A 25,779-nucleotide genomic window follows, 5' to 3' on the forward strand; every position below is an offset into this window, starting at 1 on the left:
TTTCACATTTAAGGTTCGATTTAATGTTTCGAATTCTGCTATAATCAACGATAAAGTTAAAGATCTATCTAAACTCGACTACACAATAGAATAACCTACGCTTTTTTGTCAAGCATTATTATTTTTTTTCATGTCTTTTTTTCCAAGTATTTTTATTTTTCCTTTTCTTGAGCCGTCTTGACACTTCTTGTTATCTTGAAAATAGTTTTTTTCTCTTCCTTTATCTCCACAAAAATTTTTTATTTGGATTATAACATTTTAATGGTCTATCTCGTTTACTATATTAGATTTGTCGTGAAAAATCATCACAACAATATATGAAGAACCTTTTAAACAATATAAAAGCTGGATTGGGCATTAGTGATCTAGTACTTACTGCATCAAATTCGGAAAGCATGTTAAAGCACTCGATCTTCATTATATTCTGCCGACAAAAAGATCCTTCAAACAATCAATAATTAGAACAATTAGTAGTTAAGGTTGTTCATAGTTATATTTGTTGAGTATCAGCACCAAATGATAACTAAAAGATGTTTTATCATTGAGCAGTACACGAGTCGGCTATGGCCGACTCGTAGGATGCCAATAGGTTAATCTTATGTAAAAGTTAAATTAGGACGTAAAATAAAAAAAGCCCGTCGAGGGAGGGTAAGTTCGAACGGGCTTTCTTTTGGAGTATATCAGCTATTATTAGTTATCATCAAGCTTTTTTATGACAAAACCACCAATCATAGCATTCATATTCGCCCTGTTGGGCTTTTTGTTTTCTTTCTCGGGCAGTGTTAATATCTTTTGCAGGAGGGATAATAACTCTATCTTTTATGATACTATTATTAGGCCAATCTGCAGGGATTGCAACTTTGTTATTATCTGCAAACTGCATACCTTTCACTGATCGAAGAATTTCTTCCATATTACGTCCAAGTTCTTGAGGATAATAGAAAATAATCCGGATTATTCCCTTATCATCTACAATAAAGACAGCTCTAACGGTATTAGTGCCTTTTCCTGGATGGATCAGACCCAATCTTTCAGCCACCGCACCTGTATCTGCAATTATGGGAAATTCAATGTCCACATGGAGATTATCTTTGATCCATTCTTCCCATTTAATATGAGCAAATACCTGATCTATGCTGAGTCCTATCAATTCACAGTTGAGTTCTTTGAACTGTGGATAGAGTTTTTGAAAAGCAACAAACTCGGTTGTGCAAACAGGAGTAAAATCTCCCGGATGGCTAAAGAGCACAAACCATTTTCCGCTAAAATCATCTGGTATAGTTATTTCTCCACGAGTAGTTACGACTTTCATCGAAGGCATTCGATCACCTAATAATGGCATTCCTTGTTTTTCTGTTTTCTGTTCCATAATTAACTCCTCATCTTTTGTTTTTTGTTTTATTGATATTATAGCTTCAATAAAGATAAAGACAAAACAATTTATAACCCTGAACGATGATCCTTACAGGATAACGTATGCAGCAATAGATTTAAAAGGAATCATATTCAAGAAGAGATTTATTTGTTTCTGATGGAGTAATTTCAGGATTCTTATTTTGTTTGTTAGTAAAGAGTTATGAAATATTGGAGCAGCTTCAACTAAAGAGAATTCTCTCATAAAAGAGAAAAAGGAGGGCTAAGAGTGTTTTTTTGATTGACAAAGTTTTCGCTATCTTGAACTTAGAAACATATCCAAAAAATGAGGAGGTATTATGAAACGAGAAGAATTGTTGGCCAAAATGGCTGCTGACGCAGGTATTACTAAAAAAGCCGCAGGGATGGCGTTGAATTCCTTTATGGAAGGAATCATGAAATCTTTAAGCAAGGGACAAAAGGTTGCTTTTGTTGGTTTTGGAACTTTTGACGTCAGTAAACGCAAAGCTCGTAATGGGATCAATCCTCAGACTCGCAAAAAGATTAAAATTCCAGCAAGAAAAGTTCCCGTATTTAGAGCCGGTAAGAAACTGAAAGACATTGTTAAGTAGTATCTTTTGACGCTAAGAAAAGCAAGAGTTCGTTACTCTTGCTTTTCTTTTATTCATTTAACGACCAAAATAATCTAAGAGGATAGATACAATGCGTTTTACAATTGAAAGATCTCAATTACTTTCCAGTATTCAATACTTACAAAGTATAGTACCAACTAAAAATATCACTCCGATCCTGACTAATTTTTTGATCGAAGCTGATGCAGAGAATAATCGTTTAAGGATTACCTGTACCGATTTAGAGATAACAGTAATGGTCAAGATAACTGCTCAGGTAGCCGAGAGCGGTAAAGTTGCCATTATGGCAAAGAATCTGACCGACATCATAAATTCATTGGAAGATAAACCGATTAACTTATATCAAGAGAATGAATACCTGAAAATTCGCTGCAGTCATTCCAGCTTTTCTTTACTCTGTGCCGATTATATGCAATTTCCTCAGATACCTGATATCAATATGGAAAAGGCGTTAACTGTTTCTGCACCGATGTTAGCTAAGATGGTTAATATTAGCAGTATAGCTGTTTTGCAGGAAGTGACCCGACCAATATTCACCGGCATCTACTGGCGTATCAGTACAGACTCTCAGACTATGGTAGCTACTGACGGCAAAAAGATTGTCGAAGTTAAGAAAGAGCATAGTCTAGTTGTAGCCGAAGATCTAGAACATGTGATCCCAACTAAGGGTTTGTTCTTTTTAGAGAAGGTCATAGAAGAAAAGAATCCTGATCTGAAGGTTCTCTTTGAAGCTAATCGAATTATCTTCGGTTATGATAATTATGTAGTTATTACTCAGGTTATCCCCGGTAGATTTCCTGATTACGAGAAGGTACTAAAAGTAGATAATCCTCACACATTAACGATAGATAAAGGGACCTTGCGTCAGGCAGTAAAGAGAGTATCATTACTGGCATCGGAAGAGTTTTTCCGTATTAAATTCGATATCTCTCCTGAAAAGATCACTCTTTATTCAGTAAATTCAGAGATGGGAGATGCGACAGAAGTTATTGATGATCACCAGTATTCTGGACCTTCTTTTTCTATTGCGTTCAACTACAAGTACATCCTATCGGTATTGAATGTTCTGGAATCTGATAAGGTCAAAATGACTTTTGGTCAACCGGAAGGTGGATTTATCAATACTCAAGTGATCATCTATAATGAACCGGAACCAAAGGATTATCATCCGGTATTTCTTCTGATGCCGTTGAGACTTAAATAGTTTTGGTATTACAATCGATAAACTTAACCAATTTCCGTAATTTTAGTCAACTATCACTCACATTCGATGATAAAGGTCATGTTTTTTTTGGTAAGAACGGAATAGGGAAAACAAATCTCTTAGAAGCTATCTCATATTGCGCTTATGGCAAATCCTTCCGTTCTTTGACTGATCTTGATCTGATAAAAATTAATCAAGAATTTTTCAAGATCAAAGCTGAGTTCGTTTATCATAAGAAGAAATTCCAATTTGAAGCCACGCTTGATAAAAAAAGCCGTAAACTTATAAAAGTAAATAATACTCGCTTAGCTAAGGTTAGCGAACTCTACAAGTATTTGAAAATTGTCTATTTCTCGCAAGACGATATCAATCTCATCGAAGGATCTCCCAAAAATAGAAGACAATTCTTTGATATGGCAATATCTCAGAGTGATTATAGCTATATAAGTTTATTAAAAAACTATCATCAACTTCTAAAGCAACGAAATGCTCTTCTGAAAACAGTTTTTAACAAAGCAGAAAAGAGAGCATGGGACAATAAACTTGTAGATGCTGCAGTTACAATAACTAATACCCGGCTATCCTATCTCAAAATATTGAATAAAGAACTTCAGGAACATTATAAGAAGATTGGTTATCATGCGGAAAATGTTGAGATCAACTACAATTTTTCTTACCCTTACAGAACAGACACACAGTTAGCAGAAGTTTTGAAAAACGAGTTGATTCGCTTAGAGAAAGACGAGATCAGATATCAAAGAACATTAATCGGTCCTCATCTTGATGACTTTCTTTTTATTCTTGATAAGAGAAGTATTTACCGCTTCGGCTCGCATGGGCAAAAGAGATGTTTTGCTATTGCCGTGAAACTTGCCTTAGCCGCTCTAATAACTTCTACAGATACTGATACAGCTATTCTGATCTTTGATGATGTATTAGCTGATTTAGATGAAATCAGAGCTAAATCGATCATAGATTCATTGGGCGATAAAAACCAGATATTTATAGCTACCCCTACCCCATCCTTATATCGTTCAATGCAACTTTCGTTAATAGATATGGAGCGTTTAAAAGAACAACGATGAAAGTCTCTAAAAGTATTATTGGCTGGGTGATGTATGATTTCGCCAATTCCTCTTTTACTACAATTATTGTTAGTGTTATCTATAGTGTCTATTTTCGTAATGTTGTTGTCGGTTCTGATGAAGTAGGTACAGCTCTCTGGGGACGTGCTGTTAGTATTTCGATGTTGATGGTCGGGTTATCAGCTCCGATATTTGGTGCTATTGCTGATCATTCACGATCCAAAAAGAAATTCCTTTTTATCAATACCTATCTTTGTGTCGTCTTTACCTGCCTGCTTTATTTTGTTAATCAGGGTGATATCTTCAAAGGAATGCTCTTTTTTATCATAGCTAATTTTGGATACAACAGTGCTAATGTCTTTTATAATTCTTTCCTTTCAGAGATCGCACCGCGTTCTGATCTGGGGAAAGTATCTGGTTGGGGTTGGGGTGTCGGATATGTCGGCGGTCTGTTGTCCCTTTTTATATCATTGTATTTGGTCAATATTGATGTAAGATTGGTATTCCCTGCTATTGGTTTATATTTTGGTCTTTTTGCACTATTCACATTTTTCTGGTTAAAAGAATTCCGTAGACCGTCAAAACGCACTAACTATTTGAAAGTTGCTCATCACAGGATCAGCTACACTTGGAAAAATATCAGTAGATTAAGAGAGTTAAGTCGTTTTATTATCAGTTACTTTATATACAATGATGGCATTATAGTTGTTATAAGTTTTGCCGCCATTTATGGTGCCACCCGTTTCAATATGACCCCCCAGCAATTAATTGTTTATTTTATCATTGCTCAATTAACCTCTATTGTTGGTGCTTTATTTTTTGGCTATATAATAGATAAAATAGGGTGCAAGAAGACTATTAGTATAACTCTTATCATCTGGGTTTTTGTAGTGATCGGAGCTTTTTTCTCCCGTTCAATAACAGAATATTATCTTGTTGGCTTGTTAGCCGGTATTGCTATTGGCTCTAGTCAATCCAGTAGTCGTACTATGTTGGCTCTTCTTACACCGGCAGGAAAAATGACTGAGTTTTTTGGCTTTTATGCTTTAACAGGTAAATTAGCATCGATTTTCGGTCCTTTGGTTTATGGAGAAATTGCCAGAATTACCGGATCACAGAGATGGTCTTTACTGGCTGTTCTATTTTTCTTTGTTAGCGGAGGGGCTATCCTACAAACAGTTAACGAACTGAAAGGCAAAATGGTTGCTGATCAGTGGCAAGAAGAATAATCTAATTACTGTAGGTTTTCTATAAGTACTAAGTTAACCATTTACTGACAGCTTCACTAAATCCGTCTTGATCATTAGATGATACCGTAGTATATTTATCTTTTAAAAACCAAGGAGCATTATCAACTACGAAACTGTTCATACTCCACTCCAACAGATCAGAATCGTTATAGTCATTACCAACCGCCATTGTATTATCTACTGAAACGCCTAATGTTTGCGCTAATAAACTACTTGTCTTCCCTTTTGATACTTCAGGTGCATAAATCTCCAGCCATAATGATCTTCCTGTTAATGGTGATGTTGTCTTTACAATAGAAAGGGTTTCTAATCTTTCTTTGATCATATCATAGACTGTTTGAAATCTATCTGGTCTTAGGATGGAAAGAAATTGAGTAGCTACCTGACTATGATGATTGTTAATGCTAAAAGGTTCGGCAAATTCGGCATAGATATCCAAACGTTGGTTAAAATCTTCAGGTGTTTGATGATCAAGATGGTAGTAAAAGAAATGACTATCAGGGATCTCTCTATGCAGCATAAAGTTGATCTTTTCTGACAGGAAGGTCTCAACACATAAAGTGACTTGAGTATCAGAGATGTTTTTCTTATAGATGATCTCTTTTGTTTTCCAATTCATTATCCCTGCACCGGTAGAAAAGATGAGATAGTCCATAGGAAAATCATCTCCGAGCACTTTTATTGCTGAATACAGTGAACGACCGGTTACAACGACTATGATTATGTCACTATCAATTAATTTTCTGAGAGTTTCTCTGTTCCTTGCGCTCAATTGCCATTGACTGTTTAGTAAGGTACCATCAAGATCAGTAAAAACTATTTTATTCATCCTTTCACCTGTATAAGTAAGTTCTTGTTCCAATAATTCAATGTCAAGAGCATTCTTTTACTATACTTCACATCCCCCTTTTTTACAGCAACTAAGTATTGTCATCTCGACTGAACACTCTTCCTTTGTCATCTCGACTGAAGCGAAGCGAAATGGAGAGATCTCAGCACCGACTCAAATTAATAAAGCAAAATTATGTATGCTCAGCTAAAATCAGTGATGAGATGCCTCGACTTCTCGGCATGACAAAGAGAGGAGGAAGTTTAGCAGGTAGAGAGAATGTAGTGCTGCTACTCAAAAAGGAAACTAGTTTATTGTTGTTGCAGTGATAACCCGTTATTGTTAATTTCTTGGATTTTGTCTGGACAAAATATGATTGGTCTTTTTCTATATCATATAAGGAGTACACAATTATGAGAAAGAATATCCAAACAAAGATAAAAAATGGACTCTATTCTCTCTTTGCTTCACTCTGCCTGCTTATTGTCATTCTTCTGATAACCGATAGACCAATGTCTGAAGTGATCTCTGTATTACGGATCACTTTCATAGTGGTCTTCATTATCGCCATTTTAAAATTATACATTTGGTTGAAGAAAGAAGAATAGAATATAGAGCAGCTGTAATATAATATTCATAAAGCTATAAACCTAAAAGATGATTGACAAAAACACCTGTCATATATTGATGAGAAAAATTATTATAAGGAATCCCTATGTACTATCGTAATGAATTACTCAGAATCTTGAAAGATGAGAAGAATATAGTTAACCGGATGTATATGAATGAGATATCTCTGCAACTCAGGAAGTTAGAGAAAGCTTTAGCAAAGTCACCGGAGGAAAAGGATTTTTTCTCTGAAGTAGCTTACGCAATGAATAATTTCTCGCAACAATTAGATAATCCGAAGTATCAATACAATCGTTCAACAAAAAATGGATTCAGGAAGAATTCAGCTATCTTATCATCCAGCTACATAGATGATTATATCGAATCTATCTTTGTGAACCAGAAGATCCTTAGAAACAAAGGAGTAGTATGGGGTAAGCAATCCTTTAGTATGAATGTGCAGTTTGATCCTTATAATCTCAGTATGATGGAGAAAGACCTACGTTTTGACTTCAAAGAATCACCCCAATTCTTGCAACTTACGCAAAAGATAGACTTTCAATTCAGAATTTTTGGTAAAAAGACGTTTGAAAAATATGAAGTGGTTCTGCCACTGATTGTATTCCATTCTTTCAAGAATCTCTATGAAACCGATCTGATAAATATTGAACATTATGCTGATAAAGCTAAAAAAAGTCTTGGGAAATCAAGAACCATCATAATCTGTGAATCTATAGATCCCAATATATTGCCGGATGTAAAATGCCCCTATATTGATACAGTCTTTATACTTCGTAAACAGAAAATTAGCTCAAAGCAAAAGGACATCTCTGCTGATGTACTACAAGCGATATATGAAAAAATTGATGAGTACTTGTATAAAGGCGAAAAAGAGATCGAGCAATTTGAAAGAATAGGGTATATTACTTAAGAATATCAAGTAAAAAAATGGATAGTAACTATATGGACAACATAATCAACTTCACTATCGATAACAAATTACCTGAGAAGAAAGATTTTATAGCTGGAATCAGAAGAGCTCCCCACCGGGGCTTTTATCTATCGGTAAAAGATACAATAATTGCCCTCAAAAATGCCCTGCGCTATATTCCTCAAGAGCATCATGAGATCTTAGCACCTGAATTTCTTGATGAATTGATGAACACAGGTAGAATTTATGGCTATCGCTATAGACCTTCAGGAAATATTAAAGGCAAACCAATTGATGAATACCAAGGTGTCTTAGAAGCTCGCGCTTTACAAGTCATGATAGATAATAATCTTGATTTCGATGTAGCTCTCTACCCTTATGAACTGGTTACTTATGGTGAAACAGGACAGGTCTTTCAGAACTGGATGCAGTATCTTTTAACCAAGAGATATCTGCAAGAGATGAGAAATGATCAGACTTTAGTCATGAGTTCCGGTCACCCTCTCGGTCTTTTCCCCTCTTCTGAAAATGCACCACGTGTGATCTCGACAAACGGTTTAATAATCGGTCAATGGGACAATCCTGAAAATTTCAAACGTCTGGCTGCTATGGGGGTCAGTAATTACGGGCAAATGACAGCGGGTGGCTGGATGTATATCGGACCTCAGGGGATAGTACACGGTACTTATATTACTCTGCTCAATGCAGGAAGAAAGTATCTGGGTATTCCAGCGGATAAAGATTTACATGGAATACTATATGTGACCTCGGGGTTAGGTGGTATGTCCGGAGCGCAAGCGAAAGCTATAGAAATAGCCGGGGGTATTGGTATCATAGCTGAGGTAGACAAAAGCAGGATAGAAACTCGACACTCTCAAGGGTGGGTATCAAAAGTTTCAGCCAACTTGGAGGAAATAGCTCATTGGCTAAATGAATACCGAGTTTCAAAAAAACCAGTATCAATTGCTTATCATGGTAATGTAGTAGATTTACTGGAATATTTGGATAAGAATGACATCAAAGCAGAGTTAGTCTCAGACCAAACCTCTTGTCATGCAGTCTATGAAGGGGGTTATACCCCAGCAGGATTAACTTTTGAAGAGGGTCGGGAACTACTAAAAAAAGATCTCAATCTATTCAAACAAAAAGTAGATGAGTCTTTGCATCGCCATTATCAGGCAATCAAGAATCTTACAAATAAGGGTTCATATTTTTGGGATTATGGTAATAGTTTTATGGCTTCGGTTTTTGATGCCGGAGTTAAAGAGATATCTAAAAATCAGCATGACACAAACGATGGTTTTATTTGGCCTTCTTATGTTGAAGATATTATGGGTCCTATATGTTTTGATCAAGGTTATGGACCGTTTAGATGGGTCTGCTTAAGTGGTAAAGATGAAGACTTACGAACTACTGATCAGGTTGCTCTCGATTGTATAGATCCGGAAAGAAGCGCTAATGATCGTGATAACCATCATTGGATAGCTACAGCAGAAGAAAACAAACTCGTGGTTGGAACAAGAGCTCGTATCCTTTATGCAGATGAAATTGGACGAATAAGGATCGCTTTGAAATTTAATGATCTAATCAGAAAGAGAATTATTGGTCCGGTTATGTTGGGCAGAGATCATCATGATGTTTCGGGTACTGATTCTCCATATCGTGAAACAGCCAACATCTATGATGGTAGTAATATTACTGCTGATATGTCAGTTCAGTGTTTTGCCGGTAATGTAGCTCGTGGTATGACTCTGGTAGTCCTCTCTAACGGTGGAGGAGTGGGCATTGGTCGTTCCAGTAATGGAGGTAATGGTATAGTTCTGGACGGTAGTACTCGGATAGACGAGGTCATTAAGAAAGGTCTCTCATGGGATGTCATGGGTGGAGTAGCACGTCGTGCTTGGGCAAGAAATCCCAATGCCATCAAGACAGTTGAAGAATGGAACCAAGATAATAAAGAAACGGGTCATATAACTCAACCCCAACTGGTTGAAGATGGACTGGTAGAAGAATTGATTCAATCAAAATACCAGCAAAATAATTAACTTCGTTATTGGAAATAAAAGAAATATGAGTTCAAGAAATATCCTCTTCCCTCTTCTAGTATTGGTTATTGTTTTGATAATCTGGTTTTCTCAAAACCTTTTTAGAACGCACAGAACCGAAGTTCCGGTTTCTCTTAGATTTGTTAATTTATCCGACGAATATTTAGTAACTGAAATAGTTCCGCATCAGATAAAACTCACTGTAGAAGGGAAAGGGCTGGAGATCCTGAAGTTTAGAAGATCAGATTATTACTTAGAAATTGATGCTACACCTTTAAATATTGGGTATAATGATGTGACATTGACTGATAGGAATTTAATCTTTGAAGAACCACATTTTCGTGGTATTTTGAGTTTCTATTTCAATCAAAAGATCTCTGTCGTGCTTAACCGAAGTGTCACTGCACAGATTCCCGTATCCCTAAGATATCTTTCTGATGCGGACGAAACGTTTTTTAGACAGAGAAATGCTTCTCCTCAGCCAAACAGGGTTGAGATCGTCGGACCAAGTAACGTAGTTAGTAAATTATTAACAATTAATACTCTCCCTTTGGCTTCTCATGATGTAAAAGATACTGAACCTTTTAAAGCAGAATTGGACATACCGGAAGGTATAGTCGGGATAAAACCTGATATAGTCACAATAGTTCTTGAATCTCCTTCTGTTATAATGAGAACTATCCCTTTGATTACTATCCAATATCCCAAAGAAAGATTGTCTATGATCATACCTCAGTCGGTTACTATTATCATCGAGGGAGAAGCTGAGAGATTGCAAACTATCAGACCTCAAATGATCACTGCTTCTATAAATGTGCCGGAGGATGAAGCTGAGGACTTTGCTTCTATAAAATTCTTATTACCTGAAGATATCAGATTAGTAGATTATACTCCCCAAAAAGTACAGATCTTTCGTCATGAATAGCTTTAATATTTTAGCTATAGAAACGTCTTGTGATGATACTGCAGTGGCTCTAATTAATTCAGAGTATCAGGTTTTAGCAAACTTAGTTTCCACACAGGATATTCATCAACATTATGGTGGTGTTGTACCTGAACTTGCCTCCAGAATGCATATAAAATATCTGATGACCCTGACGGATGAATGTCTGACAAAAGCGAATGTAACTCTTGCTGAAATTGATGCTGTAGCTGTGGCAGTAAATCCGGGACTCATTGGAAGTTTACTGGTAGGCACTTCTTTCGCTAAAAGTCTTGCCTACTCCTTAAACAAACCACTAATTGCTGTAAATCATATGCTGGGACATGTTTTTGCTAATAAAATCGCTCACCCCCATCTAATTCCACCATTTCTGGCTTTGGTAGTCTCGGGCGGTCATACAGAATTAGTAAATTTCTCTACATTCAAGAACTTTCATATCATCGGTAGAACACACGATGATGCTGCCGGTGAAGCTTTTGATAAAGTAGCTAAACTTCTGGGATTAGGTTACCCGGGTGGTCCAATAATAGACAATCTCGCCAAAAATGGAGATCCTAATTTTGTCGATTTTCCAAGAGCATTCAAACAGAGAGATAATTACGATTTCAGTTTCAGTGGTCTAAAAACGGCAATTCTTAACTATTTAAATGATAAGTCTTTAGAGTACATTAATGAACATAGAGCAGATATAGCCGCCTCAGTACAAATGGCGATCATAGAACCTTTGGTAACTAAAACTATCCGTTTCGCTCAAAAAAACAACATTGGCTATATTGTCCTCGCCGGTGGAGTTTCTGCAAATTCTCTATTACGTAAATTGATGCATGAAGAGACTGAAAAAATAGCCGCTAAGTTGTTTTATCCACCTCTGACCTATTGTATGGATAATGCTGCTATGATTGGAGCTGCCGCTATAGAAAAATATAAAGAAGAGGATTTTGCCGGTCTTGGTCTTAATCCCTTTCCTACAAAAGGATTAAGACTTGTTTAACTAACATATCGAACTACTCATAAATTCTATAAACAGTTTCAAAAAATAGTTTACAATTCTTTCTGATCTAAAATCTTGGAAGACAAAGTAAAGCATGGAGGATTAATGCTTAGAACAGTTTTATTAGCTAAGATACATAGAGCTACAGTAAAGAAAACTCTACTTGATTATTCCGGTAGTTTAACGATAGATATGAATCTTCTCGAAGAAGCAGGGATAAAACCTTATGAGAGAATAGAAGTCTATAATATGAGTAACGGACAAAGATTTGCAACTTATGCTATCGAAGGTGAAAGAGGAAGCGGAATGATCGGGGTTAATGGTGCGGCAGCACGCCTTGCCTATCCGGGAGACCAGATCATTATTGCTACCTTTGGAATGATTGACGATAAAGATATTGATAATCATAAACCTAAGATCTTGATTATGGATAAGGATAACAAAGTCGAGAAGATTCTGTGACAAAACATGGAGCGCCAATAATAGATAATAAAGCGGAGATGAGAGAGCTAACATCTCATCTCCGAAAAAAAAATAACATCATTGGATTTGTACCCACAATGGGTTATCTTCATAAAGGACATCTCAGTCTCGTACAAAAAGCAAAAGAGATGTCTGATATCGTAATTGTCAGCATCTATGTTAATCCGGCTCAGTTCTCACAAGGTGAAGATCTATCGCGTTACCCACGAAGTATTGATCACGATCTCAAACTCTTAGAAAATCTTAATGCCGATTATGTTTTTATACCTCAAGATGATCAAATGTATGATCCTGATCATAAAACATGGGTACACGTTACAGAATTGGAGGATAAGCTCTGCGGAAAGAGCAGGTTAGATCACTTCAGAGGTGTAGCTACGATAGTGTTAAAACTACTAAATATTGTTATTCCTGACCTGATGTTCATGGGAGAAAAGGACTATCAGCAGGTTGTCATCTTAGAGAAGATGATATCTGATCTTGATCTACAAGTCAGAATCATCCGCTGCCCTACTGTCAGAGAGGCAGATGGTTTAGCCATGAGTTCACGAAATAGCTATCTATCTTCAGAAACAAGAAAGAATGCCGCTTCTATCTTTCAATCGCTTAAACATGCCAAAGAAATATTCCACAGGGGGATAACAGATGTCAAAGAAGTGATCAGAGAGATGAAGATCATGATAGAAAGCAAGGGTGGGAAAATAGATTACATTGAAGCTTTTAACAGTAAGACCTTGCAGCAAATTGATCATTTATCAAAAGGTTCACGCATTGCCTTAGCAGTCTTCTTTGATAGTACCAGATTAATAGATAATATCGAGATCTAAACTGACCGTCTAGATCTTTTTCGATGATTGATACTTTTTGATTACAATTGAAAAGTTAACGAGTACTTATGGGTAACAAGATACTTGCTAAAAATATCGGCTCTATGTCGGTTGCTGTTTTAATAAGCCGTTTTTTTGGCTTAGCACGTGACATCATCTTTGCCGGTTTCTTTGGTGCTTCTTACGTAGCTGATGCTTTTCAGGTCGGATATCAGATACCAAATCTTCTCCGTAAACTCTTTGGTGAAGGAGCTTTATCCGCTGCATTTATACCAATCTATAATGAGATCGAGATAAAAAGAGGGCGAAAAGAACAGATTAGCTTTGCTCTAAATATATTGTCGTTATTGACTCTTTTTCTGACAATATTAACTTTTATCGGGATAATATTTGCTCCCATTATAGCCAGATTATTAGCTCCCGGTTTCGATGAACAGAGTTATCTGTTAACCGTCAAGTTGACCAGAATTATGTTTCCCTATCTCTTTCTTATTGGTCTATCCTCTACTCTGATCTCAATTTTGAATTCGCATGATTATTTCTTCATACCGGGTCTCTCTTCTGCTTTTCTCAATATCGGTATGATCCTTTTCTTAGTTGTCTTCTCACTCGTTCAGCAAGCAGATGTAGAAGAAAAGGTAACCATTTTAGCATTAGGTGTCCTCTTTGGAGGAGTACTCCAGACAATAATCAATCTTCCACTATTAAAGAAGATCGGTTATCATATAAAGATCAATCTCAACATGAAAGGTCAGGCGATCAGTGAACTCTGGCGGCGTTTCATTCCGGGTGTGATCGGTTTAGCTATCAGAGAGATCAACCTGGCAGTAGATCTGATCCTGGCTTCTTTCTTGGTTTCGGGGAGTATAGCTGCCTTACAATACGGGAATAGATTAATGCAGCTTCCTTTAGGGATAATCGGGATCTCGGCTAGTTCTGCTGTGTTACCTATGTTCTCCCGATATACAGCTAACAAAGACTGGAAGAACTTATCGGAGAGTCTCCGCTTCAGCATAGTTACTCTTATATATTTGATGTTGCCTATAACAATGATCTTTCTTGGTTTAGGTAAGGATATTATTCGCTTACTTTTTATGCGTGGTGCTTTTGACCTATATGCTCTTAACATGACCTATTGGGCTTTACTTTTCTACTCTGTTGGACTTGTATTTTTTAGTCTAACCAGAACAATTATCCCCATATATTATGCCAATAAGGACACGAAAACTCCTGTAAAGATCTCTGCTTTTATTGTTCTATTGAATATAATCCTGAATGTTATTCTTATGCAGTTTTTAGCACATGGTGGTCTGGCTTTAGCTTCTTCTATTTCATCGATGGTTCACTACTTTATCTTAATAACAATTCTTAAGAAAAAACTACCCGAGATCTCAATCAAGAAGCTTAATCATAACATTGTTAAGATAGTTTTTATGAGTTTGATATTGTTTTTATTAATACATCTGACCTCACAATATTTTGTAGTGATCAAAACAACAGAACTACTGTTAAAGATAACTCTCTATTTAATCGCCTGTTCCATTGTTTACTATCTAGGCACTTATCTCTTGAAAGTCGAATATATCGGCAATATTAAAGAGCTTTTATGGAAAAGATCACGTCGCACTTAAAAGAGAAACTTAATCTTCTCCCCTCTTCTCCAGGAGTTTATCTGATGAAGGATCAGAAAGGAGAAGTGATCTATGTTGGAAAAGCTCTTAACTTAAAAAACAGAATCCGCTCTTATTTCTCCGGTAAGGTTAGTGATGAAGATAGTTATCAGACAAAGATAACACAGATGGTAAGTCAGATCACTGATCTCGAATACATTATTACTCCCTCTGAGCAAGAAGCTTTTCTCTTAGAAGCAAATTTGATCAAAAAATATCGTCCCAGATACAATGTCTCTTTAAAAGACGATAAACAATACCCCTTTATCAAAATAACTCTTCATGAACCATTTCCCAGAGTAATGTTAGATCGAGAAAGAGCTAAAGACGGATCAAAATACTTCGGTCCATATTCGGATGCTACAGCTGTCAGAAGAACCCTGAGAACTATAGAATGGTTGATGCCACTTCGCACCTGTAAGAGAAATATTCCAGCCGGTGAACCTATATATCAGAAACCTTGTCTAAATTATCAGTTAGGCAAGTGTTCTGCCCCCTGCATTGGAAAGATCAGTCAGGCAGAATATGGCAAATTGATCGACTATGTGATCTCCTTTCTGCAGGGTAAGAATAGAGAGATCATTAACTCACTTCACCAGGAAATGATAGAACTGAGTTCAAAAATGCAATTCGAAAAGGCAGCCCGAATTAGAGATCAGATCAGTATGTTTGAAAAGTTACAAAAGTCTCAACATATATTTTTTCATGATGAAGAGAATCGTGATGTTATAACCCCATATAAAGAAGAAAAACTGGCTGTTGTTACGGTGCTTAAGATACTTAGTGGAAAATTACTCAACAAAGAGAACTACCGACTGGAAAATGCCGAAGATGCTTCTTCTGCTGAGATCCTGGCTGCTTTTATTAACCAATATTATGCTGATAAAATGAACACTCTTCCCCACAAGATCCTTCTTTCAGAAGAACCGCAAGATTATGAGAGTCTCAACCGCTGGTTACATAACAGACTACACATCCCTCAGAGAGGAGATAATCGGCAATTGATAGCTATAGCTCAAAAGAATGCCTTTAATTTTATGGAGACTATCAAGCTTAGCCATTTACGAAAAGCCAGCAGAACTGTGTTTCCAATTCAAGAGTTAAAAGAAAAATTAGGGCTGTCGAAACTTCCCAGAAAAATGATCTGTCTGGATATCTCCACAATTCAAGGAAGTGATACTGTCTCTTCCATCGTTTACTTCGAGAACGGTAAACCGTTAAAAAGAGAGTATCGTCATTTCCGGATCGCTTCTTTACAAGGACAAGATGATTATGCTGCTATCAGAGAAACTCTCTCTCGCTATCTTAAAAAGATGACTGATGAAAACAGACCCGATCTGATCATTATTGATGGTGGTAAAGGTCAACTCAATGCTGCTTTAGCTGAATTGAAAGAATACACTGAAATAGCAATGATTTCCTTAGCCAAAAGATTAGAAGAGATTTATCTCCCTCATAAGTCAGAACCCATCTTTTTACCACGCTCTTCTTCGGCTTTAAGACTTTTAGTCACGATCAGAGATGAAGCACATCGGTTTGCTATCAACTATCATCGTAAAAAGAGATCACAAAGAACTATTCAAAGTGATCTGGATCAGATCAAGGGAATCGGAAAAGACAAGAAGTTCCTCTTGTTAAAGCACTTCGGCTCGGTAGAAAATATCAAAAAAGCTTCAGAACAAGAGGTAATGGAAGTAAAAGGAATAGGAGAAAAAACAGCTAAAATGGTAAAAGACGGCTTAGATAAAAGTGATCATTAATAAGTAAAATTATTCTCTATCTTTTCTCTCCATAAAATGATGGGAATCTCCCCATTCATTATAGCCGATCTCTTCTTCGATCGATCTGATCCTGTTTTCTAAACAATCACGGCATTGATCAGCATTCTCGTCTAAGCATGGTTTGCCTTCATAGAGAAGATACTGTAAACGGTACTTTATATCTGTTATCACAGGCATTATAATATTGGCTCCCGCCTTCAACCCCAACTCTCTCCCTACCGGACTTATCGCCTGTAATGCTGTTGTAGAAGCAATATTGACATTTCGTAAAAAGATCCGGGTTACTGCGATCATTTTTAATGCCAGTTGAAGATTTCGTTCATTATCCGTAGTAGTCTTAAATCGATTGAAAGGTGTGTTATTATGGACAATATAAGGTCCCATCCCTATCATATCAATATCATGTTTATGGAAGAAGAGTATATCCTCTGCTAAATCCTCTAAAGTCTGATCAGGCAGACCTATCAAAACACCTGTACCTACTTGATAACCAAGCTCTTTTAATGCTTCTAAGCAGGTTATCCTCTGTTCTAACGAATGATCTGCAGGATGACATTTTTTATATAGCTCCTCATTTGTTGTTTCTACTCTTAGCAGATAGCGATGTGCTCCGGCATCAAACCATTCTTTATACACTTCTTTTTTCTGTTCTCCTAAAGAGAGAGTTATCCCTAATCTCCCCGATGTTCTTGATTTCAATTCTCTCAGGATCTTGGTGATCTTCTCTATGAATCTACTATCTTCTCTCTCTCCTGATTGAATTACGATCGATCCGTAGCGCTGATCATAAGCCCAGAGTGCTGCTTCAATGACCTCTTCAGAGTCCATCTCATATCTTTCCAGTTCCCTGTTATCTCGTCTTATACCACAGTAATAACAATTTTTGATGCAGATATTACTAATCTCGATAATGCCCCGAAAATATACCTTCTTCCCCACATATTGTAGTTTAGTGGCATAAGCTTTGTCAAATAACTGCTGCAATTCAGCTTCATTATCGATAGATAATAACGATATTATTTCTTTCTTATTCAATACGATAGACCTTATTATCTTAAGTATTACTTTATATTATTAAAACTAATTGTCATATAATCTATGAATTAACTCTATCAATTATACCGCCACCGAGAACGATATCATCATCATAGAAAGCTATGATCTGACCGGGTGTTATTGATAACTGAGGTCTTTCAAACACAACGTGATAGCTGTTATCTTCCAATGGCATTACTTCACATCTTGCAGCTTTATGTTGCAATCTGATCTTAGCTTCCAGTTTGAGGTTTTCTTTTCTTTCGATCCCGTCAGACCAGAGTACATCAGTAGCGATCAATTCACTATGATATAACTTGTTCTTAGTTCCGACGATAACAACATTTTTACAGGCATCTATCCCGAGTACATAATAAGGTTCCGGTAAGCCGGAGATATTCAGCCCTTTCCTCTGCCCCACTGTATAATAGATCAAACCACGATGTTGACCTAATACTTTTCCATCTTCGTCAATTATCTTACCCGGTTTACTTCCCTCTTTACCAAAGATAAAGCCATAGTCTTCCGTTTCAATGAAATCTTGGCTCTCTTTACGTTGTACTAAATGGTTTAAACCAGTTTCCCGAGCCATATCTTTCACATCGCTTTTGTAATAATTACCTAAAGGTAATATAGTAGATGCTAAATGATCTTGGGTTAATCTGCAGAGAAAGTATGACTGATCTTTCGTTTCGTCGATTCCTTTGATCAGATAGTAAGTGTTCGATTTTTTGATTATTCTGGCATAATGCCCGGTAGCAAAGTGATCAAAATTCAATCCCAGTTCCTTTGCTTTAATTGGTAAGATCCCGAATTTTATTTCTCTATTGCATAAAACGCAGGGATTAGGAGTCCTTCCTGATAGATATACTCTACGGAAGTAATCGAGCACTGTTTTCTTATACTCTGTTTTGAGATCTATCACATAGTGAGGTATATCAAGTAGTTCGCATATCTTCTGAGCAGATTCGATATCTTCCTTTTCACCCGGTCCGAAGCAACCGCTCTGTACAGCTTTTTGGGAAGTATATGTTTCGTCCCATGTAGACATCGTTAAACCAATTAAATTGTGTCCCCTTTCTTTTAATATATAGCAGGTCATAGCTGAATCAATTCCACCACTTAAACCGACCGCTATTGTATGTTTTACAATCACAAAATCACCCCATGATCAAGAAGTATCTAATATAATTTAACATTATCCTCGATAAAAAATATATACAAGATAAATAGCATAGACAAATAGGAAGAAAATTCCGTTCTTACGATCGATGGCATTTCTTACACCGGTAGCCATGGCAAAAATTATCAATGTGCAGGAGAAGACCATAATTATGATATCTATGTTATTTATCCCTGAAAATGGTAGAGGTTTAATAATGGAACTGATCGCCAGGACCCACAATAGATTGAAAATGTTAGAGCCGATAACATTACCTACTGCAATATCGATATTCCCTTTTTTTGCAGCAGTAACGGAGGTAACTAACTCCGGGAGTGATGTTCCGATAGCAACTACCGTTAATCCTATAAAACCTTCACTCAACTTAAACATCTGAGCCATATAAATAGCACCATCTACTATCCACTTACCACCAAGAAAAAGCCCGATAATACCAACTATAATATAGATGATCGATTTTTTCACACTTAAAGATCCGACCTCTTTTTTGTAGATTATCTCCTGATTCTCTTTTGAAGTTTTCATTATATAGACGAGATACAATCCAAAAAAGAAGATCAAGATCAAGCCATCCCAACGGCTCAGGATCATAGCTTTCTCATCCATAAAGAGAGCCGCATTAGCAAGGAAACCAACCAGAAGTGCTGCTATAAGAGTGAAAGGTATTTCTGAGACGATTGTTTTCTTTTGTAACGGTAGTGGACAAATGATAGCGCTTACACCCAAGATCAAAAAGACATTGGCTATATTGCTGCCGAATACGTTGCCAATAGCAAGATCTGCTGCTCCTCGAAAGCTGGCAGAGAGATTGACTACTAATTCCGGTAGCGATGTTCCAAAAGCTACTACTGTCAAACCAATAGCCAGTTCTGAAACCTTGAGATGACGGGCAATAAAATAAGAGCCATCTACCAACAGATCAGCCCCTTTAACCAACAACACAAACCCGATTATGAAGAGTATTATCGCTATCATATTTATTACCAACTCACATTTCCTTTCCAATTAAAACTAAACGATTTTCTGTCAATCGAAAATGAAAGATGGCTGCTGAACAATGCAACTTCACCCCATTTGGCGCATGAAAATTATCTGCTTCTTGCTATACTTCCGAAGGAACCTAAAACCTAACACCTTACGCATAAAAACTATACATCCTTCTTGCTATACTCCCAATGGACTTGCTTCTCCTTCCTCTGGTACATCTCAATCTTTTCTCCGTGCCTCTGTGCCTCCGTGGGGTCATACTCTCTGTTCATGTTATACTATTATTGTCAACCTGAGTGTTCTGCATCAAAATAGTAAGCCCCATTCAAGGCAGCGTTTCATTTTGATGCAGAATGTATTGAAGGGTTAAACAATATAGCCTGAGGTTTCAACCTCAGGTGATGGAGCTCTGCTCCTTTGGGTGGCGGGTGAGATTAGATCCTTGACATAATTTAGTTAGCAAAAACTCATAGTACTTATCTGGAGGTTTATTATGACAAGTTTTAAAAGAATTCTTATTGCAACTCTTATGGGTGTCGTAAGCGGATTGATCTGCGTCGGATTTGCATCTACCGGGGGTACTTTATCACTTCCCCTCTTTCTGAACATACTTACCGGAAGGATCTTGATCGGATTCGTTATAGGTATCAGTGCCCTCCGTATCCATTGGGCGATTAATGGGCCGGTAATGGGTTTAATTGTTGGTATTCCTGCTGCTTTTGGCGGAATGTTGGCTGATGTAGAAGGATTTACACAAATGTCAATGTTCATGGCAACCTTAGTAATGGGTATCATTTATGGATTCTTGATTGAATTCGTTACTTCAGTTCTCTTCAAAGCAAAACAAATATAACCACTGGGTAAGCAGTATGTAGCACATAATGTACTCAACTAATTTTATCAATTATAGTAAAAAACATTTAGGGGTATCAAATAAAACTAAATAGTTAAATCTGAGATTATTCTTACTACAAGGATTTCCTTTCAGTTACCCTTAGGGAGCCCTATAGTCGGATGGGTGCCGACTATAGGACTCCCTAAGGGTTAGATAGAGGTAAAAAGGGGAATATATCACTGATACAAACCATTTATTGTCAGGTTGTTAATACAAACGAAGAATTAAAAAATCATTGACGCCAGATACTCAGTTTTTAGTTTGCCTATTATAAAGAAGAGGAGGTAACAAATGCGTTATATCGTTTACACAGTCCTACTTCTGACGATATTTCTCTTTGGATGCGGACAGCGGGAACGAGCAGAGCAGCTTGAATTCTGGCATGCTTTGGGCGGACCGTTGGGAGATGCTCTGAATGAATTGATCAGAGAATTCAATGCAGCCCATCCGGATATACATATCAATGCCATTTCAATGGGTAATTATACAGCATTGTCACAGAAATTGATGGCATCTATCCAGGCAGGTACTCAACCGGATATTGCCCAGGTTTTTGAATCATGGACAGCAGGGTTAGTAGCCGGTGGTGTTTTGGTTCCTTTCGACAAACTTATCGAAGAAGATGAAGATTTTGGCGAAGAAGATTTTGCCGATATTTATCAGGTATTTATTGATAGCAGCACAATGGATGGCAAACTCTGGTCATTTCCCTTCAACAAGAGTGTCAGGGTTCTCTATTATAACAAAGACATTTTTTTCAGAACCGGTTTAGATCCTAACAGACCACCCCGCACTTGGGAAGAATTTAGGGAATACTGCCGTAAAACCACTATTGATCTAACAGGTAACGGACAGATCGACCAATATGGTACAACTTTCTCCACAAGTGTCTGGATGTTTGAGAATTTACTCTTACAAGCCGGTGGAGAGTTAATGACTCCCGATTATCGGAGACCATTATTTCATTTAGAACCGGGCGTTAAAGCTTTAGAACATCTAAACACATTATTAAATGTAGATGGTACAGCTTATCTATCTGCCGGATTTGAATGGCAAAATGACTTATTGGCGAGTAAAGTAGCGATGGTAGAGGGTTCGAGTGTTTCTGCCGTTTATATGAAGCGAGCGGGGATAGATTTTTTCTTAGGTATTGCAGCCCTTCCGATTGACGAAACAAACAGAAGTGTTATCAGTGGTACGAATATCTGTATTTTTGATACTAAAGACGAGAAAAGACACCGTGCAGCTTGGACATTTATTAAATGGTTTACGGATACTGAACAGACTGCTCGCTGGTCGTATATGACTTATTATATGCCGGTGCGAAAGAGTGCTTTTGAAGTATCGATATTACAAAACAGATTGTATTCTAATCCTGAAATGGCAGAGGTTTATGACCAGTTAGCTTATGCAACTTTCGAACCACCGATAGCCGAATGGTTCGAGATCCGTCGTCATTTAGAAGAACAAGTGTTGGAAAGGGTCTTAAGGCAGCGAATCGGAGCGCGAGAAGCTTTACAGAGTGCTGCCGACCGCTTGACACAGATGATCGAGAGGAAAGAGGTTAAGAGTCCATTTGAATTGGGAACAGAATAAACATAACAGCGACGTTATGTTGTAGAAACTTGTCAGCCCTTTGTTGACTTCGTCGAGCTCGGAAGCAGCCACGAAGCCAACGAATGTGTTGACTTCGTCGAGCTCGGAAGCAGCCACGAAGAAGCAATTTCCTCGGTTCGATACAATCTGACCACAAAAAAAGTGATCAGATCACTCAGGATGACAATAATTATGATACAGAGAAAAGTAGATAGAGGATTTGAGAATGAAGATAAAGATAACTTTGCCTAACGGCAAAATGAAAGAATATCCGAAAGGGGTTCTTGCAGAAGAATTAGCGAAGGATTTTGATAAAGAACTGGTAATCAGATTATTAGCAGTAGAGATCAACGGTAAACTTTATGATACCAATAGATTGATTGAAGAGAGTGGAGAGATCATTTTTCATACTTTCGATACTCCGCAGGGAAAAGAGATCTACTGGCACAGCACTGCTCATCTGATGGCACAGGCAGTAAAACAGCTCTTTCCAGATGTTAAAGTTACAATAGGTCCGGCGATAGAAGAGGGTTTTTATTATGATTTCGACAAAGATTCACCCTTTACTGACGAGGATCTACAAAAAATTGAACAGAGAATGGAAGAGTTAATGAAAGAGCGTCTTCCCTACCAACGAGAAGAACTAACCAGAAAACAGGCGATCAGTCAATTCAAGAAGATGGGCGAAACTTATAAGATAGAGATCATTGAAGAGTTACCTAAAGATGAAACAATTTCTGTCTATACTCAGGGAGATTTTATTGATCTTTGCCGAGGACCACATCTTCCCCACACCGGAAAGATCAAAGCAGTGAAATTGCTTAAAACCTCAGGTGCTTACTGGCGCGGTGATGAGAATAATAAGATGCTGGTCAGGATATACGGGATCAGCTTCCCTTCTAAAAAAGAATTGAAAGATTATTTAGACGATCTGGAAGAACGCAAAAAACGAGATCATCGTAAATTAGGAAAAGAGTTGGATCTCTTTTCGATCAGTGATGATATTGGACCGGGACTGGTTTTATGGCATCCTAATGGTGCTATGATCCGTTCCTTAATTGAAGATTACTGGAAGCAACAACACTTTGAAGCAGGGTATCAGGTAGTTAATACACCCCATATCGGAAAAGCAGAATTATGGAAAACCAGTGGTCATTTAGATTTCTATAACGAAAGTATGTATGCACCTATCGAGGTCGAAGGACAAATGTATTATCTGAAACCGATGAATTGTCCTTTTCATATTACGATCTATAAAACAGATAAAAGAAGCTATAGGGAATTACCACTGCGTTATGCGGAGATGGGCACTGTTTACCGTTACGAAAGATCAGGAGTTCTGCACGGACTAATGAGAGTACGCGGCTTTACTCAAGATGATGCTCATATCATCTGCACCCCGGAACAGCTCGATGAAGAAGTTGATAAACTTATCACCTTTTCCTTATCGATACTCCGCAAGTTCGGATTTCAAACCTTCGAACTGTATTTAGCTACTAAACCGGAAAAATTTGTCGGTGATGAGAAGATGTGGGATGAGGCAGCTGCAGCATTGAAGAAAGGGTTGGAAAACCAGAATCTCGAATATCAGATGGATGAAGGTGGTGGTGCTTTTTACGGTCCGAAAATAGATATCAAGATCAGAGATGCTTTGAATCGTTCTTGGCAATGCACAACCATTCAATTCGACTTTAATCTGCCGGAAAGATTTGATATGGAATATATCGGAGCCGACAATAAAGCTCACCGACCCTATATGATCCATCGTGCTCTTCTTGGCTCAATGGAACGCTTCTTCGGTACTCTGATTGAGTATCATGCTGGAAATTTCCCCTTCTGGTTGGCACCAGTACAGATAATTATTGTTCCGGTATCGGAATCTTACGAAAGATATGCTGCCCGTATATGTGAGAAAATAGTTCGACAGGGTTTCAGAGCTAAAGTTGATTTTAGAAGTGAAAAGGTCGGTTATAAGATCCGTGATGCTGAGTTGAAGAAGATCCCCTTCATGGTCATTATCGGACAGAGAGAAGAGGATAATAATACTCTATCTCTTCGTAAACACCGGGAAGGTGATATCGGAAGTTATACCTTCGATGAAGCAATAACAGAACTACGCAATGAAATGGGGTAAAAAATTATCCACGAAAAAATCCACTGATAAACACAGATTATTAAACTGATGGACACAGATAAAAACAAGAAGTATTTATTTGAGAATTATACTTATGAAATTATTGGTTGTTGTCTCGAAGTACATAAAGAACTCGGATGCGGTTTCCATGAACAAGTATATCAAGAAGCATTGGTTGTAGAAATGTCACGAAAGAATATACCGTTTGAAAAAGAAAAACAATTGATCGTTAATTACAAAGATACCGTTCTGAACAGAAGATATATTGCTGATTTTATCTGCTATGACAAGATAATCTTGGAAATTAAAGCAGTGGAGCAATTAGCAAATCAGCATATTGCTCAGGTTCTCAATTATTTAAAAGCTACTGATATGAAACTAGGTTTGTTAGTAAATTTTGGTACAACAAGCTTACAGCATAAAAGGTTAGTGATTTGAATTTAAATCAGTGCAAATTGATTTTTAATCTGTGTGAATCTGTGGAAGAATAAGGGGTTGAGATGGAAGATATAATCGGGGAAATAAGAAAAGAGATGAAGCTAGCTGCTGATGCAGTAATCAAAGCAGCGGAACGTTTAGGTAGTGAAATAGAGCAAGCTGTTGATCTGATATATAATTGCCAGGGCAAGACCGTAGTTACCGGTATGGGGAAAACCGGTCTTATTGGGAGGAAAATATCTGCAACATTAGCCAGTACCGGATCAACATCGATCTTTCTCCATGCAGCCGAAGGGATACATGGTGATCTGGGTATTCTTAATAAGAATGATGTGGTTTTAGCAGTATCTTACAGCGGGAATACTCAGGAATTGATCTCTATCATACCATATATTAAATTTCTCAAGATCCCTATTATTGCTATTACAGGAAATCCTGATTCGCAATTAGCAAAGAATGCTGATGTTGTGTTGAATTCTTCCATACCTGAGGGATATGAGCCATTTAACCTGATCCCGACTGTCAGTACTACCGTAGCTTTAGCAATTGGAGACGCTTTAGCTGTTGCCTTACTCAAGAAAAGAGACTTTCAGATACAAGACTTCGCCCGCTTTCATCCCGGTGGTACGATTGGGAAAAAACTATTACTGACGGTTAAGGACTTGATGCATTCCGGAGATGAGAACCCCATCGTATTGAATACTGAGAAAATGAAACAGGTTATTTTGACAATGACTCAGAAAGGGCTTGGTTGTACTAATGTCGTTGACAGTCAGGGTTTTCTGGTTGGTATCATTACAGACGGAGATCTAAGACGCTTGATGACGAGAGAAGGTGATATTTTAGAAAATACTGCT

23 protein-coding genes are annotated in these 25,779 nt (G+C 37.4%); 18 read left to right on the plus strand and 5 right to left on the minus strand.

Translation table 11 applies throughout. From position 1 onward, the window contains the following. Window positions 1-700: 700 nt before the first annotated feature. Complete coding sequence (locus K0B81_06425; protein ID MBW6516232.1) at window positions 701-1,369, minus strand: peroxiredoxin; 669 nt, start codon at window positions 1,367-1,369, stop codon at window positions 701-703. Window positions 1,370-1,712: 343 nt separating this feature from the next. On the opposite strand from K0B81_06425, the gene K0B81_06430 reads away from it, so the two are divergent. From K0B81_06430 to K0B81_06445, 4 genes are all read left to right on the plus strand, one after another. Then, on the plus strand, window positions 1,713-1,985 hold the full coding sequence (locus K0B81_06430; protein MBW6516233.1) for an HU family DNA-binding protein: 273 nt from the start codon (window positions 1,713-1,715) through the stop codon (window positions 1,983-1,985). A gap of 91 nt (window positions 1,986-2,076) precedes the next feature. Beyond that, window positions 2,077-3,210 carry a DNA polymerase III subunit beta gene (gene dnaN / locus K0B81_06435; protein ID MBW6516234.1) on the plus strand — a complete coding sequence of 378 codons (1,134 nt, stop codon included), beginning with the start codon at window positions 2,077-2,079 and terminating at the stop codon, window positions 3,208-3,210. Window positions 3,211-3,212: 2 nt separating this feature from the next. Continuing rightward, window positions 3,213-4,295 carry a DNA replication and repair protein RecF gene (gene recF / locus K0B81_06440; GenBank protein MBW6516235.1) on the plus strand — a complete coding sequence of 361 codons (1,083 nt, stop codon included), beginning with the start codon at window positions 3,213-3,215 and terminating at the stop codon, window positions 4,293-4,295. Beyond that, a complete protein-coding gene (locus K0B81_06445) occupies window positions 4,292-5,524 on the plus strand; it encodes an MFS transporter (protein MBW6516236.1) in 1,233 nt (410 codons plus the stop codon). Before recF ends, K0B81_06445 begins: the two co-directional genes overlap by 4 nt. A gap of 28 nt (window positions 5,525-5,552) precedes the next feature. On the opposite strand, the gene K0B81_06450 is transcribed toward K0B81_06445, so the two are convergent. Further along, the gene (locus K0B81_06450; protein ID MBW6516237.1) at window positions 5,553-6,374 is read right to left on the minus strand and encodes an HAD family hydrolase; all 822 of its coding nucleotides are present in this window, start codon (window positions 6,372-6,374) and stop codon (window positions 5,553-5,555) included. Window positions 6,375-6,787: 413 nt separating this feature from the next. On the opposite strand from K0B81_06450, the gene K0B81_06455 reads away from it, so the two are divergent. From K0B81_06455 to uvrC, 9 genes are all read left to right on the plus strand, one after another. Continuing rightward, window positions 6,788-6,982 (plus strand): hypothetical protein, encoded by a 195-nt coding sequence (locus K0B81_06455; GenBank protein ID MBW6516238.1) that lies wholly within the window; start codon window positions 6,788-6,790, stop codon window positions 6,980-6,982. Between the two features lie 107 nt (window positions 6,983-7,089). Then, a complete protein-coding gene (locus tag K0B81_06460) occupies window positions 7,090-7,914 on the plus strand; it encodes a hypothetical protein (GenBank protein MBW6516239.1) in 825 nt (274 codons plus the stop codon). A gap of 17 nt (window positions 7,915-7,931) precedes the next feature. Further along, on the plus strand, window positions 7,932-9,959 hold the full coding sequence (locus K0B81_06465) for a urocanate hydratase (GenBank protein ID MBW6516240.1): 2,028 nt from the start codon (window positions 7,932-7,934) through the stop codon (window positions 9,957-9,959). A 25-nt stretch (window positions 9,960-9,984) separates the two neighbouring features. Then, the gene (locus tag K0B81_06470) at window positions 9,985-10,884 is read left to right on the plus strand and encodes a YbbR-like domain-containing protein (protein MBW6516241.1); all 900 of its coding nucleotides are present in this window, start codon (window positions 9,985-9,987) and stop codon (window positions 10,882-10,884) included. Beyond that, window positions 10,877-11,893: a tRNA (adenosine(37)-N6)-threonylcarbamoyltransferase complex transferase subunit TsaD gene (gene tsaD / locus K0B81_06475; protein MBW6516242.1), complete on the plus strand. Its 1,017-nt coding sequence runs from the start codon at window positions 10,877-10,879 to the stop codon at window positions 11,891-11,893. Before K0B81_06470 ends, tsaD begins: the two co-directional genes overlap by 8 nt. Before the next feature lie 105 nt (window positions 11,894-11,998). After that, the gene (locus K0B81_06480; protein ID MBW6516243.1) at window positions 11,999-12,355 is read left to right on the plus strand and encodes an aspartate 1-decarboxylase; all 357 of its coding nucleotides are present in this window, start codon (window positions 11,999-12,001) and stop codon (window positions 12,353-12,355) included. 38 nt (window positions 12,356-12,393) lie between these two features. Continuing rightward, window positions 12,394-13,203 carry a pantoate--beta-alanine ligase gene (gene panC, locus K0B81_06485; GenBank protein ID MBW6516244.1) on the plus strand — a complete coding sequence of 270 codons (810 nt, stop codon included), beginning with the start codon at window positions 12,394-12,396 and terminating at the stop codon, window positions 13,201-13,203. Between the two features lie 68 nt (window positions 13,204-13,271). Then, window positions 13,272-14,834: a murein biosynthesis integral membrane protein MurJ gene (gene murJ / locus K0B81_06490; protein ID MBW6516245.1), complete on the plus strand. Its 1,563-nt coding sequence runs from the start codon at window positions 13,272-13,274 to the stop codon at window positions 14,832-14,834. Then, entirely contained in the window at window positions 14,810-16,633 is a 1,824-nt protein-coding gene (gene uvrC / locus K0B81_06495) for an excinuclease ABC subunit UvrC (protein ID MBW6516246.1), read from the plus strand. The genes murJ and uvrC overlap by 25 nt, the downstream gene beginning before the upstream one ends. 9 nt (window positions 16,634-16,642) lie before the next feature. Here the strand turns inward: uvrC and hydE are convergent, their stop codons facing one another. Genes hydE through K0B81_06510 form a run of 3 tightly spaced genes read right to left on the minus strand, consistent with a single transcriptional unit; the run spans window position 16,643 to window position 19,847 of the window. Continuing rightward, window positions 16,643-17,707, minus strand: a complete 1,065-nt coding sequence (hydE, locus tag K0B81_06500; GenBank protein MBW6516247.1) for a [FeFe] hydrogenase H-cluster radical SAM maturase HydE — start codon at window positions 17,705-17,707, stop codon at window positions 16,643-16,645. Between the two features lie 43 nt (window positions 17,708-17,750). After that, window positions 17,751-18,845 (minus strand): tRNA 2-thiouridine(34) synthase MnmA, encoded by a 1,095-nt coding sequence (mnmA, locus tag K0B81_06505; GenBank protein ID MBW6516248.1) that lies wholly within the window; start codon window positions 18,843-18,845, stop codon window positions 17,751-17,753. A 42-nt stretch (window positions 18,846-18,887) separates the two neighbouring features. Continuing rightward, window positions 18,888-19,847: a calcium/sodium antiporter gene (locus tag K0B81_06510; protein ID MBW6516249.1), complete on the minus strand. Its 960-nt coding sequence runs from the start codon at window positions 19,845-19,847 to the stop codon at window positions 18,888-18,890. Between the two features lie 505 nt (window positions 19,848-20,352). Between K0B81_06510 and K0B81_06515 the strand changes: the two genes are divergently transcribed. The 5 genes from K0B81_06515 to K0B81_06535 form a co-directional block, all read left to right on the plus strand. Beyond that, window positions 20,353-20,712: a hypothetical protein gene (locus tag K0B81_06515; GenBank protein MBW6516250.1), complete on the plus strand. Its 360-nt coding sequence runs from the start codon at window positions 20,353-20,355 to the stop codon at window positions 20,710-20,712. Between the two features lie 333 nt (window positions 20,713-21,045). Continuing rightward, window positions 21,046-22,350 carry an ABC transporter substrate-binding protein gene (locus K0B81_06520; protein ID MBW6516251.1) on the plus strand — a complete coding sequence of 435 codons (1,305 nt, stop codon included), beginning with the start codon at window positions 21,046-21,048 and terminating at the stop codon, window positions 22,348-22,350. A gap of 226 nt (window positions 22,351-22,576) precedes the next feature. Next, window positions 22,577-24,484, plus strand: coding sequence for a threonine--tRNA ligase (gene thrS, locus K0B81_06525; GenBank protein MBW6516252.1), 1,908 nt, complete (start codon window positions 22,577-22,579; stop codon window positions 24,482-24,484). A gap of 48 nt (window positions 24,485-24,532) precedes the next feature. Further along, on the plus strand, window positions 24,533-24,922 hold the full coding sequence (locus K0B81_06530; GenBank protein ID MBW6516253.1) for a GxxExxY protein: 390 nt from the start codon (window positions 24,533-24,535) through the stop codon (window positions 24,920-24,922). Between the two features lie 62 nt (window positions 24,923-24,984). Further along, window positions 24,985-25,779: KpsF/GutQ family sugar-phosphate isomerase (locus K0B81_06535; protein MBW6516254.1), on the plus strand; the 795-nt coding region annotated here is incomplete at its 3' end.

Source organism: Candidatus Cloacimonadota bacterium (assembly GCA_019429305.1).
Classification (GTDB): Bacteria; Cloacimonadota; Cloacimonadia; order Cloacimonadales; family JAJBBL01; genus JAHYIR01.

What these genes read in the sequence shown, in the direction of transcription:
- K0B81_06510 (MBW6516249.1), bottom strand. Translation starts at nt 19,847, where the DNA reads ATGATAGCGATAATACTCTTCATAATCGGGTTTGTGTTGTTGGTTAAA.
- panC (MBW6516244.1), top strand. Translation starts at nt 12,394, where the DNA reads ATGAGAGAGCTAACATCTCATCTCCGAAAAAAAAATAACATCATTGGA.
- uvrC (MBW6516246.1), top strand. Translation starts at nt 14,810, where the DNA reads ATGGAAAAGATCACGTCGCACTTAAAAGAGAAACTTAATCTTCTCCCC.
- K0B81_06430 (MBW6516233.1), top strand. Translation starts at nt 1,713, where the DNA reads ATGAAACGAGAAGAATTGTTGGCCAAAATGGCTGCTGACGCAGGTATT.
- K0B81_06425 (MBW6516232.1), bottom strand. Translation starts at nt 1,369, where the DNA reads ATGGAACAGAAAACAGAAAAACAAGGAATGCCATTATTAGGTGATCGA.
- murJ (MBW6516245.1), top strand. Translation starts at nt 13,272, where the DNA reads ATGGGTAACAAGATACTTGCTAAAAATATCGGCTCTATGTCGGTTGCT.
- tsaD (MBW6516242.1), top strand. Translation starts at nt 10,877, where the DNA reads ATGAATAGCTTTAATATTTTAGCTATAGAAACGTCTTGTGATGATACT.
- K0B81_06465 (MBW6516240.1), top strand. Translation starts at nt 7,932, where the DNA reads ATGGATAGTAACTATATGGACAACATAATCAACTTCACTATCGATAAC.
- K0B81_06515 (MBW6516250.1), top strand. Translation starts at nt 20,353, where the DNA reads ATGACAAGTTTTAAAAGAATTCTTATTGCAACTCTTATGGGTGTCGTA.
- dnaN (MBW6516234.1), top strand. Translation starts at nt 2,077, where the DNA reads ATGCGTTTTACAATTGAAAGATCTCAATTACTTTCCAGTATTCAATAC.
- K0B81_06470 (MBW6516241.1), top strand. Translation starts at nt 9,985, where the DNA reads ATGAGTTCAAGAAATATCCTCTTCCCTCTTCTAGTATTGGTTATTGTT.
- K0B81_06445 (MBW6516236.1), top strand. Translation starts at nt 4,292, where the DNA reads ATGAAAGTCTCTAAAAGTATTATTGGCTGGGTGATGTATGATTTCGCC.
- K0B81_06530 (MBW6516253.1), top strand. Translation starts at nt 24,533, where the DNA reads ATGGACACAGATAAAAACAAGAAGTATTTATTTGAGAATTATACTTAT.
- K0B81_06460 (MBW6516239.1), top strand. Translation starts at nt 7,090, where the DNA reads ATGTACTATCGTAATGAATTACTCAGAATCTTGAAAGATGAGAAGAAT.
- K0B81_06480 (MBW6516243.1), top strand. Translation starts at nt 11,999, where the DNA reads ATGCTTAGAACAGTTTTATTAGCTAAGATACATAGAGCTACAGTAAAG.
- K0B81_06450 (MBW6516237.1), bottom strand. Translation starts at nt 6,374, where the DNA reads ATGAATAAAATAGTTTTTACTGATCTTGATGGTACCTTACTAAACAGT.
- thrS (MBW6516252.1), top strand. Translation starts at nt 22,577, where the DNA reads ATGAAGATAAAGATAACTTTGCCTAACGGCAAAATGAAAGAATATCCG.
- K0B81_06455 (MBW6516238.1), top strand. Translation starts at nt 6,788, where the DNA reads ATGAGAAAGAATATCCAAACAAAGATAAAAAATGGACTCTATTCTCTC.
- K0B81_06520 (MBW6516251.1), top strand. Translation starts at nt 21,046, where the DNA reads ATGCGTTATATCGTTTACACAGTCCTACTTCTGACGATATTTCTCTTT.